Source organism: Planobispora rosea (assembly GCF_014648175.1).
In the GTDB taxonomy this organism is placed as follows: domain Bacteria; phylum Actinomycetota; class Actinomycetes; order Streptosporangiales; family Streptosporangiaceae; genus Planobispora; species Planobispora rosea.
Genome location: NZ_BMQP01000006.1, coordinates 1 through 13,365 on the forward strand (window position 1 = coordinate 1; position 13,365 = coordinate 13,365).

A 13,365-nucleotide genomic window follows, 5' to 3' on the forward strand; every position below is an offset into this window, starting at 1 on the left:
TCGCGGCCGACGATCGGGCTGTAGTCGAACAGGGCATTCTCCATTGCGTGTCCTCTCATCAGGCTGCGACGGCCCCGTCTTGGGTCCTGTCTGGCTCGACGATAGGGATCACTGGTGTCCGACAGGAGGGCCGCAAGCGTCACCGAGAGGGCCGAACGCGCCATCGTGACGGGCGCTACGTGCTGAGGGGGCCTGGCACCTGCGTTCCGTAGCTCCGAGCCGATCTGCCCTGCGGCGGCGGTTGCACGTCAGGTCATAACGATCATCAGGCCTCTCGTCGTCAAGGTGCTCGGCAAGCCGCTGGCGCTCGTACCATCGGCCGGTTACGCTGAGCCGCTCGCGCGGATCGCCGCCGGGCCGTGTCCGTACCAGCGGTGGACGGCGCGCCGCAGCGACCTGGAGTCGGTGAAGCCGACCCGCGCGGCGATGGAATCCACGCTGAGCGAGGTCTCCCGCAGCAGGTGTTGCACCCGGCGCTGTCTGAGCTCCTCCAGCTCTGCTCGCCAGGTCGTGCCCTCCTCGCGCAGGCGCCGCTGAAGGGTCCGAGGGCTCATGGCCAGGCGGCCGGCCACCTCGTCAAGTCCCGGCGGGCCCTCGGCGACTGCGGACTCAAGGGCGGCATGGAACCGGTCCAGCCACTTCCACACCGGTCGGGCGGCCACCGTGGAAAGACGCGCGTGGTCTTCCAGGATCGCGGCCAGCGCAGGGTCGGCGCGCGGCAGAGAGACGTCGGTGTCCGCCGCGGCGAAAGTGATCGACGGATGGTCGGCCTCGAACTCGACCTTTGTGGTGTTGTACAGCTCGGCGACGCGCTGAGATGCGGTTGACGCGCGCTGTGGCAACCGCACGCGTACCGGCGTCAGCCGTCGCCCCGTTGCCGAGCTCGCCAGTACGAGCAGCATGTGCGGCACCAATTCTCCAATGAGCGGATACTGCGGGTGGTCACGGTAGGGCCCCTGATACGTGACCGTCACCCCGTCGCCATCGCGGACGGTGAGAAACCGGTCGGCGGGATCGGCGATGGCCGTGAGATGGCGGCTGGCGGCGTCCAGCGCGTGGCCGAGAGTGCCGGAGACGCAAAACAGGTAGTCCCACACGCCCAGCGCACCCGGCCGCCACAGCTCCATGACCCGCTTGCTGCCGCCTGCCTCCCAGGCAGGACCGGAGACGAGCTCCCAGACCCGCATGATGGTGGCGGTGGGGATACGGATCCCGTTTTGATTCAGCACGCCCAGGTCGGGGACACCGGCCAGGCGTGACCGGTCCAGGCCCGCCGCGAGGCCGGCGCGAACCAGTAGGCGGGTCAGGTGCGGCGAGACGGTGCCCTTTACGGTGTCCGCTTCCGTGCCATCCCACATCACGCTGCTCACCATCGGAATGCCTCCCGGGATGAGAATGCCCCTGCGGTCGACGTGTCGCCGTCCCAAGCGATCATTGGATTCCCCCATCTGCACGCGCAAGGGCCGCTGATGCCCGGCTCGTCCACCGGTACTCGGCGCCCTCGTTGTTTCTTGCGCCCATCGTTGCTTTCCTTGCAGGAATGTGGCCACGGCGTAAAGAGCCGGTGGCGAGGAGAGCCACGCACCATGGCCGGCGCACGCCGGGCTCTCGATGCTGAATCACGGGCTCTGGCCCCACATCGGCGGGCGCGTGCCGCAGGGGAATCCCGCCATGCACCGCAACGAGCCGAGTGTGGAAGGCGAGGTGCGCCACCTTCTCAGCGCCGGTGACCGCCCGCAGCACGGCCTGCCTGAGGCGGTCACCCTCGCCGATGACGACGGCCGCGACGCGAGCAGGTCGCAGCCCCGACGACCAGCCGGACGCTGCCGGCACACCGGCGTATCCACCGCCGATCACAATCGCCTTGATGCTCTTGATCATGGTGTGCCCTTCATCTCCCGGGTTCGGACCTAAGACGTAACCCGAGCGAAGGTTGTGACAGGGTGTGAGGCACACCACTCTTCATCGATCAATCTGTGTGGAGGCTCTCGCCCGTAGGTGGGCGTTGAACAATCACTGATCTCGGGCAGGCGCGGTGACGTGCAGTGATGGTGACCGCGATCAGGATCGGTAATGGCGGGCGGCGGTGCCGGCGCTGACGCCTAGCCGCCCCTCTATCCATGCGCTGACCGTGCCTTTCTTCATGCTCCAGCCGTACGGGGCGTGCGCCAGCCGTACGGGGCCGGAAGCCCCGGAGCCCCTCGCCGCATCGCGGCGGGGGGCTTCTCTTGTACTCGGTCGCGACCACGACTTTTGTTGAAATCAGCGAAAGTCTGTCGGAAGAGAGATAAAAGGTCTTCACAATCCGGCAGAACGGGGTTAGCTTCTGCATCACCAGCTCCGAACCTGGACGGTGCGAGACGGAGGTCCCGTGTCCGCAGAGGCCCCCTTGCTGCTCATGCGGGGGATCGTGAAGCAGTTCCCCGGTGTCCGCGCTCTCGACGGGGTCGACCTGGAGGTCCGACGCGGAGAGGTGCACTGCCTGCTGGGCCAGAACGGCGCCGGCAAGTCCACGCTCATCAAGATCCTGGCGGGGGCGCACCAGCCCGACGAGGGCGTCATCGCCTTCGACGGGCGGGAGGTCCGCCTGACCAGCCCGACCGCCGCCATCCGGCAGGGCATCTCCACGATCTACCAGGAGCTCGACCTGGTCGACGGGCTGAGCGTGGCCGAGAACGTCTTCCTGGGCCACGAGCGGGCCAGGTTCGGCTTCGTCCGCTCCGGCGAGGACAACCGGGCCACCCGCGAGTTGCTCGCCCGGCTCGGGCACCCCGAGATCCGCCCGTCCACCGAGGTCGGCCGCCTCTCGCCCGCCGCCAAGCAGGTCGTCAGCATGGCCCGAGCCCTCTCCCACGACACACGCCTGATCATCATGGACGAGCCGTCGGCGGCCCTGGCCCACGACGAGGTCGCCAACCTCTTCCGGATCGTGCGGGAGCTGACCGCCCAGGGAGTCGCGGTCGTCTACATCTCCCACCGGCTGGAGGAGATCCGCGAGATCGGCGACCGGGTCACCGTACTGAAGGACGGCCGCGCCGCCGCCGTGGGCCTCCCGGCGAAGAGCACGGCCACCTCGGAGATCGTCTCCCTGATGACCGGCCGCAACGTCGAGTACGTCTTCCCGCCCCGTCGCGAGCGTCCCGGGTCCGGGCCCGAGGTGCTGCGGGTGGAGGGGCTGACCGTGCCGGGAGTCTTCGCCGACGTCTCCTTCACGGTCGGGGCGGGAGAGATCGTCGGCCTGGCCGGGCTGGTCGGCTCGGGACGCTCGGAGATCATCGAGGCGGTGTACGGCGCGCGCCGGGCCTCGGGCACCGTCACCCTGGAAGGCCGCCCGGTACGGCGGGGCGGCGCCGCGGCCACCGTCAAGCTCGGCATGGGCCTGGCGCCGGAGGAGCGCAAGGCCCAGGCGCTGCTGCTGGACCAGAGCGTCGCCGCCAACATCACGCTGGCCGGGCTCGACGGATACTCCCGGTTCGGCTGGATCGACCGCCGTCGCGAGAGCGCCCGGGCGCGGGATCTGATCGAGACCCTCGACATCCGGCCCGGTGATCCGGAACGGCCGATCAGGACCCTGTCCGGCGGCAACCAGCAGAAGGCGGTGCTGGCCCGATGGCTGGTCGGCACGCGGCGGCTGCTCCTGCTGGACGAACCCACCCGCGGGGTGGACGTCGGGGCCCGCGCGGAGCTGTACGCCGTCATCCGGCGGCTCGCCGACGAGGGGATCGGCGTGCTGCTGGTCTCCAGCGAGGTGCCCGAGGTCCTCGGCCTGGCCGACCGGGTGCTGGTGATCCGCGAGGGCCGGATCATCCACCGGTCAGACGCCCGTGACCTGGACGAACACCAGGTCCTCGACATGATCATGGAAGGGAGTGCGCTGTGACCGACTCCCGCGGTCCGCAGGCCGAGAAGGCGCCGCCTGCCGATGAGCACGTGCGGGTCGAGGCGCAGGCCCGCAAGCCCGCCGCGAGGACGGGACCGCTGGCCCGGTTCGGGGAGGCCCGGCACCTCGGCCTGCTGGTGGCGCTGGCGCTGCTGGTGGTCGTGGGCCTGGTGACCCGTCCGGAGAACTTCGCCACCACCTCCAACCTGGTCAGCGTCCTGTCGCTGGCCGCCACCATCGGTGTGATCACCGTCGGCATGACGTTCGTGATCATCGGTGGGGGCATCGACCTGTCCGTCGGCGCGATCATGGCGCTGGCCTCGGTCTGGGCCACGACGCTGGCCACGCAGTCGTACGGGCCGTTCGTGATGATCCTCTGCGCGGTCCTGGTCGGCACCGGGGCGGGACTGGTCAACGGCCTGCTGATCTCCTACGGGCGGGTGGTGCCGTTCATCGCCACGCTGGCCATGCTGGTCGCCGCGCGCGGCCTGGCCCAGCGCATGTCGGACCGGAAGACCCAGCTGGTGCAGCAGGGCAACGAGACGATCGTGGAGCTGTCCACCACCCGGGTGCTCGGGCTGCCGCTGCTGGTGTACATCTTCGCCCTGGTGGTGCTGGCGGGCTGGATCCTGCTCAACCGCACCACCTTCGGCCGCCGCACCTACGCGGTCGGCGGCAACCCCGAGGCGGCCCGGCTGGCCGGCATCGACGTGCGGCGGCACACCCTGCTGCTGTACGCGCTGTCCGGACTGTGCTGCGGCATCGCCGCCGTGCTCATCATGGCCAGGACCACCACCGGCTCCTCCACCCACGGAGACCTCTACGAGCTGGACGCGATCGCCGCCGTCATCATCGGCGGCACGCTCCTCACCGGCGGGCGCGGCACGATCATCGGCTCGATCCTCGGCCTGATGATCTTCACTCTGATCACCAACCTCTTCATCCTCAACGGCCTCAACACCAGCGACCAGCTGATCGCCAAGGGCCTGATCATCGTCGTGGCGGTGCTGCTCCAGCGGCGCGGCCTCGAATCCCGGACGTGAGAGTAAGGAGCACGGTCATGTCCAACCCACTCGCCCGCCGGGGCTTCCTCGTGGGCGGGGCCGTCATCGGGGCGGGAGCCCTGGCCACCGCCTGCACGAGCAACGAGCCCGCCGCCCAGCCCAGCCCCGCCGCGGCCCAGCCCACGAACGCCCCGGCCGGCGGCAACGACCAGCCGGGCAAGCAGATCACCATGGGTTTCTCCGCCCCGGCGGCCGACCACGGCTGGATCGCCGCGATCGCCAAGAACGCCCAGGCGACCGCCGGGCAGTACAGCGACGTGGAGTTCAAGCCGGTCGAGCCGACCAACGACATCAACGCGCAGATCTCGGCGGTCGAGTCGTTGATCGCCGCCAAGGTCTCCGTGCTGGTGCTCCTGCCCAACGACGGCCAGCAGCTCAACCAGGTCGCCCGCCAGGCCACCGACGCGGGCATCCCGGTGGTCAACCTCGACCGGATCTTCCCCGACAAGCTCTCCTACCGGACCTGGATCGGCGGGGACAACTACGGCATGGGAGTCGCGGCGGGGCACTACATCGGCAGGAAACTCAAGGACAAGGGCGTGGCGGACCCGGTGATCCTGGAGATCCAGGGCATCGCGACGCTCCCGCTCACCCAGGAGCGGAGCAAGGGCTTCGCCGAGGCGCTGAAGACGTACGGCTTCAGCGTGACGGCCCAGCAGGACGCCCAGTTCAAGGTGGAGAACGGCAACGCGGTCGCCACGAACCTGCTCCAGGCGCACAAGAAGGTCGACGCGATCTGGAACCACGATGACGACCAGGGCGTCGGCGTGCTGGCCGCGATCAAGGAGGCGGGCCGGAACGAGTTCTTCATGGTCGGCGGCGCGGGCTCGGCCAACGCGATGCGCGAGATCCAGTCCGGCACCAGCGTGCTGGAGGCCACGGTGACCTACAGCCCGACGATGGCCTCCTCGGCGATCAAGCTGGCCCGGCTCATCGCGCAGGGCAAGGGCATGAGCGACCTGGTGGAGAACCAGGTGCCGCAGTCGATCACCCTGGCCTCGGAGACCATCACCAAGGAGAACGTCGCCCGGTACCTGCCCCTGGGGTTCGAATCGTGAAGCCGGTCATCGGGGTCGGCATGGTCGGGCACGCGTTCATGGGACGCGCGCACTCCCAGGCCTGGCGGAGCGTCGCCGCGTTCTTCGACCTGCCCGCCGTGCCGTCCATGGCGGTGCTGTGCGGGCGCTCTGCGGAACGTACGGCGGCCGCCGCCGAAGAGCTCGGCTGGGCCGCCGTCGAGACGGACTGGAAACAGCTCGTCAAACGGGACGACGTGCAGATCGTGGACATCTGCACGCCCGGTGACTCGCACGCCGAGATCGCGATCGCCGCACTGACCGCGGGCAAGCACGTGCTGTGCGAGAAGCCGCTGGCCAACAGCGTCGCCGAGGCCGAGGCGATGGCCGCGGCGGCGCGCGAGGCGGCGACGCGGGGCGTGCGGTCCATGGTCGCCTTCAACTACCGCCGGGTCCCGGCGATCGCGCTCGCCCGGCGCCTGGTGGCCGAGGGGCGGCTGGGGGAGCTGCGCCACGTGCGGGCCCAGTACCTCCAGGACTGGATCGTGGACCCGGACTTCCCGCTGGTCTGGCGGCTGCAGAAGGAGCGCGCGGGCTCGGGCGCGCTGGGCGACATCGGGGCGCACATCATCGACACCGCCCAGTTCGTCACCGGGCGGAACCTGACGGGCGTCTCGGCCCTCACCGAGACCTTCGTCAAGGAGCGCCCCCTGGCGGAGGGGTCGGAGGGGCTCGCGGGCGGGAGCCGTACCGGGGCGACGGGGACGGTGGACGTCGACGACGCCGCGCTGTTCATCGGGCGGCTGGAGGGCGGGGCGCTGGCCTCCTTCGAGGCCACCCGGTTCGCCGCGGGGCGCAAGAACGCCCTGCGGATCGAGGTCAACGGCTCCGAGGGGAGCCTGGCCTTCGACTTCGAGGCGATGAACGAGCTGTGGTTCCACGACCACACGCTCGCCGGGGCCGAGGCGGGCTTCCGGCGGATCGTGGTCACCGAGCCGGACCACCCGTATGCGGGGGCCTGGTGGCCGCCGGGGCACGGACTGGGCTACGAGCACACGTTCACCCACGAGGTGAGGGACTTCCTGCAGGCGATCACCGACGGGACCGACCCGGAGCCGTCCTTCGACGACGGCCTGCGGGTGCAGCGGGTCCTGGCGGCGGTCGAGGCGAGCGCGGCCGGTGAGAGCCGCTGGACGGCGGTGGAGTGATGCGGCGCGGTGGAGTGACGTGCCGGCGGAGTGACGTGCCGGCGGAGTGAAGGGACGGTGGCGAGATGAGCAGGCCGGTCACGTTGTTCACGGGCCAGTGGGCCGACCTCCCGTTCGAGGAGGTCTGCCGGCTGGCGGCGGAGTGGGGCTACGACGGCCTGGAGATCGCCTGCTGGGGCGACCACTTCGAGGTGGACAAGGCCCTGGCCGACGACTCCTACGTCGAGCGGAAGCTGGAGGTGCTGGCCAAGCACAACCTGAAGGTGTGGACGATCTCCAACCACCTCGTCGGGCAGGCGGTCTGCGACCATCCGATCGACGAGCGGCACAAGGCGATCCTGCCCGCGCGGATCTGGGGTTCGGGGAATCCCGAGGAGGTACGGCGGGCCGCGGCCGAGGAGATGAAGGACACCGCGCGGGCCGCGGCGAAGCTCGGCGTGCGCACGGTCGTGGGCTTCACCGGGTCGTCGATCTGGCACACGGTCGCGATGTTCCCGCCGGTGCCCGCGTCGATGGTCGAGGCGGGCTACCGCGACTTCGCCGACCGGTGGAACCCGATCCTCGACGTGTTCGACGAGGTCGGGGTGAAGTTCGCGCACGAGGTGCACCCGAGCGAGATCGCCTACGACTACCACACGACGGCGCGGACGCTGGAGGCGATCGGGCGCAGGGAGGCGTTCGGGCTGAACTGGGACCCCTCCCACATGGTCTGGCAGGACCTCGACCCGGTGGGGTTCATCCTCGACTTCGCCGACCGGATCTACCACGTGGACTGCAAGGACGCCAAGGTCAGGTGCGGAGACGGGCGACGAGGGCGGCTCGCCTCCCACCTGCCCTGGGCGGACATGCGGCGCGGCTGGGACTTCGTCTCGACCGGTCACGGCGACGTGCCGTGGGAGGACTGCTTCCGGGCGCTGAACTCCATCGGCTACGACGGCCCGATCTCCATCGAGTGGGAGGACGCGGGCATGGACCGCCTCGACGGCGCCCCGGAGGCACTGGGGTTCGTCAGGAGGCTGAACGCCATCACACCGCCGGCCGCCGCCTTCGACGCGGCGTTCGGCGGAGAGTGACCCGGGGGGACGGGAGGGGGCGGGGCGGCGGCCGCCGTGCCGGCTGACCGTGCCGTCGCCCCGCCGCCTGCGGGACGGCACGGTCCGTCGGACGCGCCGCCGCCCCGCCGCTCCACCCGCGGGGACGGCGTGATCCACCGGAGGCGCCGCCCCGCGGTTCACGGCGCCACGCTGTCGTCAGCGCGGCGGGATCGGCACCGGGCCCGTCATACGCGCTGCCACAGGGCCGGGACGTTCGGCGGCTCCCAGCCGGCCGCGGCCGTGTGCGCCTGCAGGCACCGGTAGGTCGCGCCGCCGTAGGTGACCTGGGCCCCGGCCGCGTAGTAGGTACCGGCCTGCCAGGTGCCGCCGCCCGTGGGCGTCACGGTCGGGGTCGGGGTCGGCGAGCTCGTGCCGGCGACGTTGAGCACGAAGTCGAACGTCGCCTCCCGTCCCGAGCCGACCGTGCGCACGTTCATCAGCAGCGACGGATCGTAGATCGTGTCGGTGTTGTTGCGCGGCTCGCCCGGGAAGTAGAGCTGCGTGGTCAGGATCTGCGGCTGGCCCGGGGCCTGGAGCTTGACGTGGATGTGCCGGGTCCGGCCGGGGTAGAGGCCCGGGACGATCGTGGTCAGCCGGTAGACCCCGTTGGCGTCGGTGTACAGGTGGCCGCGGAGCCGGTAGCCGGTGTTGTCGTAGGCGCCCATGGTGTCGGCCTGCCAGAAGTCCAGCAGCACCCGGCTGAGAGGCTGGCAGGCGCGGTTGAAGACGTGGCCGGTGACGACCAGGCGGGTGCCGGACACTCCGCCGGTGAGGTCGTCGCGCTGGGGGGAGTTGGGCTTGAAGTAGGGCCCCTCCATCTGCGCGATGGTCGTCCTGCCGGGGGTGCAGGCCAGCAGCTCGTTCTCCGGCGGGGCCGAGGCGGCGCCCGCGGCGGCGGCGGCCCCCACCACGGCCGGGACGGTCAGGGCGCCCACGCCGACCGCGGTGATGAACTGCTTACGGCTGAGGCCGGACTCCTCTCCGGCTGTCTTGTCTCCGGCTGTCTTGTCTCCGGCCGTCTTATCTCTGGGCACGTGAGGGTTCTCGGACATGGGTGTGCTCTCCTTCGGACAGCGGCGGCCGGCCGCGCTGGGGGGTCGGCACGGCCCGTTCCGTCCTGACGTGTATATCCACGCCCCCGGCCGGAGATCTGACCGTGCGTGCCAGGCAGCCGGCGGAGAGCGCCAGGCTGCCCGCCGTACGGCGGCGCCGGGGGAGCAGGCACGGCGGGCATAACACGGTGCTGGAGCGGTGATGGGATTTCCGCCCGGCCGGGCGGGAGGGGAAGGCTGGGGCCGCCACTGTGACGAGGAGACGGCCATGCCCATGTTCGTCAGCACCGCCGGGCAGCCGGTCGAGGACCAGGCCGCGTTCTGGCGCTACACCGTCTCCCAGGCGTTCGGTCCGCTGGAGATGCAGACCGACGCCCGGGAGGGGTTCGACGGCCGGATCGTCGGCCGCACGTTCGGCCCGGTCCAGATGAGCGACGTGCGCGCGGTCGCCCACGTGGTCAGCCGCGCCGGGCGGCATGTCCTGCGGGGCGGGCCCGACCACTACAAGTTCTCCCTGCTGCTGCGCGGTTCGGGAGTGGTCGAGCAGGCGGGCAGGTACGTCGTGGTCACCCCGGGCGACCTGGTCCTCTACGACCTGGCGCGGCCGGTCCGGTTCGCGCTGGACAGTCACCATCTGCTGGCGCTCACCGTCCCCCGGTCGGCGATCCCGCTGCCGCCGACCCATGTGGCGAGTCTGTTCGGCACGCTGCTGGCCAGCCGGAGCGGGCCGGGACGGGTGGCCGTCTCGTTGCTGACCGCGCTGGCCGCAGACGGCGACGCGGCGGAGGGACCGTACGGCATGCATGTCGGGGAGGCCCTGGTGAACGTGGTGACCGGCGCGATACGGGAGCGCCTGGACGACGCGCTCCCGCCGGGAGGCGCGCACGCCGAGCTGTTCGAGCGGATCACGGAGTGGATCGAGCGGAACCTGCACCGGCCCGGCCTGTCCCCGGAGGCCGTGGCCCGGGCCCACCACGTCTCACTGCGCCAGCTCCACCGGATCTTCCAGGCGGCGGGTACCACGGTGGCCGCGCACATCCGGGCCCGCCGTCTGGACCATTGCCGCCGTGAGCTGGCGTCCGGGGAGCCGGGGGCCGACCGGGTGAGCGTGATCGCCGCCCGCTGGGGGTTCTCCGACCCGACTTCCTTCAGCCGGGCCTTCCGCCGGGCCTACGGCGTCGCGCCGCGCGACTACCGGAGCCGGCCACCGGGCTGACGGGGAAGGGCGGAGCGAGGGAGGACAGACCGAGGGAGTACGGACGGGGGGAGTACGGCCGGCCGGCCGGATGGGGCGGGTGCGGCGGCCGGGCGAGCGGCCCGCGGTGTTCCGGCGCAGGCCGGGAGGCCGTGGGCCGTGCCCGTTCACGGCGGTGCTGTCGGTGTCGCGCTCATGTCGTGTCGCGCTCATGTCGTGTCGCGCTCATGTCGTGTCGCGCTCATGTCGCCCCGTGCCGCCGTGACGGCTCACTCAGTCCATGACGACGACCTGGCGCAGGACCTCGCCGCCCCGCAGCGCCGCCACGGCGTCGTTGAGGTCGGTGAGCTTGATCCGGGCGCTGATCATGCTCTCCAGGTCGAGCTTGCCCGCCTTGTAGAGCCCGGCGAAGAACGGGAAGTCCCGGCGGACGTCGGATCCTCCGTACAGCGAGCTGAGGATGTTCTTGCCCTCGAAGAGCAGGTTGAACGCGGTCAGCGGGACGGTGTCGTCCATCGCGCCCGCGCCCACGACGATCACGTCGCCGCCGCGCCGGGTCGCCTGCCAGGCGGTCATGATGGCGGCGGACTTGCCGACGGCCTCGAAGCCGTAGTCGAAGCCCTGGCCGCCGGTCAGCGTGCCGAGCGCGTCCGGGAGCTGGTCGGGTGTGATCGCGTGGGTGGCGCCGACCTTCTTGGCCAGCTCGTGCTTGGACTCCAGCGGATCGATCGCCAGGATCGTGGTCGCGCCGGAGATCCGGGCGCCCTGGATGATCGAGAGGCCGATGCCGCCGGCGCCGACCACGGCCACGGTCGATCCCGCGCGCACCTTGGCGGTGTTGAGCGCCGCGCCGACGCCGGTGGTGATGCCGCAGCCGATCAGCGCCGCCGCCTCGAACGGCACCTCCGGATCGACCTTGATCGCACCCTGCCAGGGCACGATGATCTCCTCGGACCAGGTGCCGCACCCGGCCATGCCGAAGGCGGGGGTGTCACCGCCGTAACGGAATCGGGCGTTGACGAAGCTGTCCATGACGTAGGTCATGCACAGGAACGGCTGGCCGACCAGGCAGTTGGGGCAGCCGCCGCAGGCCGGGGTCCAGTTGACGATGACATGGTCGCCGGGCTGGAGGCCGGTCACGTGGTCCCCGACCTCCACGACCTCACCCGCGCCTTCGTGGCCGGGGATGACCGGGAGCGGCATGGGCAGCACGCCGCTGATCACCGACAGGTCGGAGTGGCAGACACCGGTCGCCCTGACCTTGATCCGGACGTCCGTGGGGCCCATCGGGGCGAGGGTGAAATCGTCGCGGATGTCGAGCTTGTCGTCGCCGACGGTATGCAGAAGCGCACCACGCATGGGGGACCTCCTCGTTACTCCTCTAGGGAGAGGGCGGCTTTGGGACAGGACCGCACGGCGTGCCGGACGCGGTCCATCATCTCCGGCGGCGGCTCAGGCAGCAGCAGGTGCAGCTGGTCGTCGTCGTCGAGTTCGAAGACCTCCGGGGCGAGTCCCGTGCAGACGGCGTTGGCCTCGCAGACCAGATAGTCGACTTTGACCTTCATGGGAGCCTCCTCAACCGGGCTGTGCCGCTCGACCGTGCTATACCGCGGTGGCGAGCTTACGGTGATCCCAGGAGATCACCCGGGTCGGCTCCACCACGAAGGCGATACGTTTGCGGCCGGTGTAGGCGACGTACTCCGTCAGGAGCTCCTCGGCCTCCGGCATCCCGGCCATCCGCCTGGCCACGTTCATGCCGACGTCGAGGATGCCCTCGGGCTCGTCGATCCTGCGGGCCACGCCGTACACCAGGACTCCACGCAGGTCGGAGTATTCCTCTCCGGCCTCGATCAGGCAGCTCACCCGGGCGTCCCGCTCGATGTTCCGCGTCTTCTGGGCCTTGCCGTAGGTCCAGAAGGAGATCTTCCCGTCGGTCAGCCCGTAGAACATGGTCACCAGGTGCGGTGTGCCGTCCGGATTGATCGTGCCGAGCTGGAGCTTGCGTGACTCGGCGATGAAGGCGGTGACCTCGTCGTCGGACATCACGATGCGGGCGCGCTGGTTCACGGTGCAAAGTAGAACACGTTCCATGGAGGTGGGCAAGAGCCCAACGGAATGTCGTTCTGGTTGTGCGCTTCGCCCTTCCTCCCGGTCTGTGTACCCTGCTCCGATGAGCACCACCACTCCGCCCTCCATGCCCCCCGACCTGCTGGGCGCCGCGCAGCGCGCCAAGGGGTTCATGCCGCACGCCGAGGGCCTCGCCCTGTTCGAGACCGCGGTCGCCTACGGCCCGCTCGGACCGATCTGCGAGATCGGCACCTACTGCGGCAAGTCCGCGGTCTACCTCGGCGCGGGCGCCCGTCAGGCGGGCTCCGTCGTCCTGACCGTGGACCACCACCGTGGCTCGGAGGAGATCCAGCCGGGCTGGGCGCACCACGACCCCACCCTGGTGGACCCGCGCTTCGGCAAGATGGACTCGCTGCCCACCTTCCGCGCCACGATCGCCTCCGCCGGGCTGGAGGAGGAGGTCATCGCGATCGTCGGCAGGTCCGAGCGGGTCGCCGCGCTCTGGAACACCCCGCTGGCGATGCTGTTCATCGACGGCGGCCACTCGGAGGAGCCGGTGACCGCGGACTACGAGGGCTGGGCGCCGCACGTCATGATCGGTGGCGCGCTGGCCTTCCACGACGTCTACCCCGACCCGGCCGACGGCGGGCAGGCGCCGTACCGGGTCTACCAGCGGGTTCTCGCCTCCGGCGCGTTCAAGGAGGTCCGGCACGAGGGCTCGCTCCGGGTGCTGGAGCGCACCGGCCCCGGCATCGGCTGACGCCCGCGCGAGTCACGCCTCCCGGCTGC

13 protein-coding genes are annotated in these 13,365 nt (G+C 70.7%); 7 read left to right on the forward strand and 6 right to left on the reverse strand.

What is annotated here, in order from left to right; genetic code table 11:
- Positions 1-323: 323 nt before the first annotated feature.
- A complete protein-coding gene (locus tag IEZ08_RS07510; RefSeq protein ID WP_068926762.1) occupies positions 324-1,373 on the reverse strand; it encodes an AraC family transcriptional regulator in 1,050 nt (349 codons plus the stop codon).
- Positions 1,374-1,431: 58 nt separating this feature from the next.
- Positions 1,432-1,881, reverse strand: a complete 450-nt coding sequence (locus IEZ08_RS07515) for a hypothetical protein (RefSeq protein WP_189241900.1) — start codon at positions 1,879-1,881, stop codon at positions 1,432-1,434.
- 490 nt (positions 1,882-2,371) lie between these two features.
- Here IEZ08_RS07515 and IEZ08_RS07520 point away from each other — a divergent pair, with 490 nt between their 5' ends.
- The 5 genes from IEZ08_RS07520 to IEZ08_RS07540 all read left to right on the forward strand — a co-directional run bounded on the left by IEZ08_RS07520 (position 2,372) and on the right by IEZ08_RS07540 (position 8,241).
- Positions 2,372-3,880 carry a sugar ABC transporter ATP-binding protein gene (locus IEZ08_RS07520; RefSeq protein WP_229802972.1) on the forward strand — a complete coding sequence of 503 codons (1,509 nt, stop codon included), beginning with the start codon at positions 2,372-2,374 and terminating at the stop codon, positions 3,878-3,880.
- A gap of 50 nt (positions 3,881-3,930) precedes the next feature.
- Positions 3,931-4,923: an ABC transporter permease gene (locus IEZ08_RS07525; RefSeq protein WP_068929150.1), complete on the forward strand. Its 993-nt coding sequence runs from the start codon at positions 3,931-3,933 to the stop codon at positions 4,921-4,923.
- Positions 4,924-4,940: 17 nt separating this feature from the next.
- Positions 4,941-6,002 carry an ABC transporter substrate-binding protein gene (locus IEZ08_RS07530; protein WP_068926758.1) on the forward strand — a complete coding sequence of 354 codons (1,062 nt, stop codon included), beginning with the start codon at positions 4,941-4,943 and terminating at the stop codon, positions 6,000-6,002.
- Positions 5,999-7,168: a Gfo/Idh/MocA family protein gene (locus tag IEZ08_RS07535; RefSeq protein ID WP_229802973.1), complete on the forward strand. Its 1,170-nt coding sequence runs from the start codon at positions 5,999-6,001 to the stop codon at positions 7,166-7,168. Before IEZ08_RS07530 ends, IEZ08_RS07535 begins: the two co-directional genes overlap by 4 nt.
- A gap of 65 nt (positions 7,169-7,233) precedes the next feature.
- The gene (locus tag IEZ08_RS07540) at positions 7,234-8,241 is read left to right on the forward strand and encodes a sugar phosphate isomerase/epimerase family protein (protein ID WP_189241901.1); all 1,008 of its coding nucleotides are present in this window, start codon (positions 7,234-7,236) and stop codon (positions 8,239-8,241) included.
- A gap of 206 nt (positions 8,242-8,447) precedes the next feature.
- Here the strand turns inward: IEZ08_RS07540 and IEZ08_RS07545 are convergent, their stop codons facing one another.
- On the reverse strand, positions 8,448-9,314 hold the full coding sequence (locus tag IEZ08_RS07545; RefSeq protein ID WP_189241902.1) for a dioxygenase family protein: 867 nt from the start codon (positions 9,312-9,314) through the stop codon (positions 8,448-8,450).
- A gap of 268 nt (positions 9,315-9,582) precedes the next feature.
- Here IEZ08_RS07545 and IEZ08_RS07550 point away from each other — a divergent pair, with 268 nt between their 5' ends.
- Positions 9,583-10,530, forward strand: coding sequence for an AraC-like ligand-binding domain-containing protein (locus IEZ08_RS07550; protein WP_068926752.1), 948 nt, complete (start codon positions 9,583-9,585; stop codon positions 10,528-10,530).
- A gap of 252 nt (positions 10,531-10,782) precedes the next feature.
- Here the strand turns inward: IEZ08_RS07550 and IEZ08_RS07555 are convergent, their stop codons facing one another.
- Genes IEZ08_RS07555 through IEZ08_RS07565 form a run of 3 tightly spaced genes read right to left on the reverse strand, consistent with a single transcriptional unit; the run spans position 10,783 to position 12,576 of the window.
- Positions 10,783-11,868, reverse strand: coding sequence for an alcohol dehydrogenase catalytic domain-containing protein (locus tag IEZ08_RS07555; protein ID WP_189241903.1), 1,086 nt, complete (start codon positions 11,866-11,868; stop codon positions 10,783-10,785).
- Positions 11,869-11,882: 14 nt separating this feature from the next.
- Positions 11,883-12,074, reverse strand: coding sequence for a ferredoxin (locus IEZ08_RS07560; RefSeq protein WP_068926748.1), 192 nt, complete (start codon positions 12,072-12,074; stop codon positions 11,883-11,885).
- 37 nt (positions 12,075-12,111) lie between these two features.
- A complete protein-coding gene (locus tag IEZ08_RS07565) occupies positions 12,112-12,576 on the reverse strand; it encodes a pyridoxamine 5'-phosphate oxidase family protein (RefSeq protein ID WP_068926746.1) in 465 nt (154 codons plus the stop codon).
- Positions 12,577-12,679: 103 nt separating this feature from the next.
- Between IEZ08_RS07565 and IEZ08_RS07570 the strand changes: the two genes are divergently transcribed.
- Positions 12,680-13,336, forward strand: a complete 657-nt coding sequence (locus tag IEZ08_RS07570) for a class I SAM-dependent methyltransferase (protein WP_229802974.1) — start codon at positions 12,680-12,682, stop codon at positions 13,334-13,336.
- The last annotated feature ends 29 nt before the right edge of the window (positions 13,337-13,365 follow it).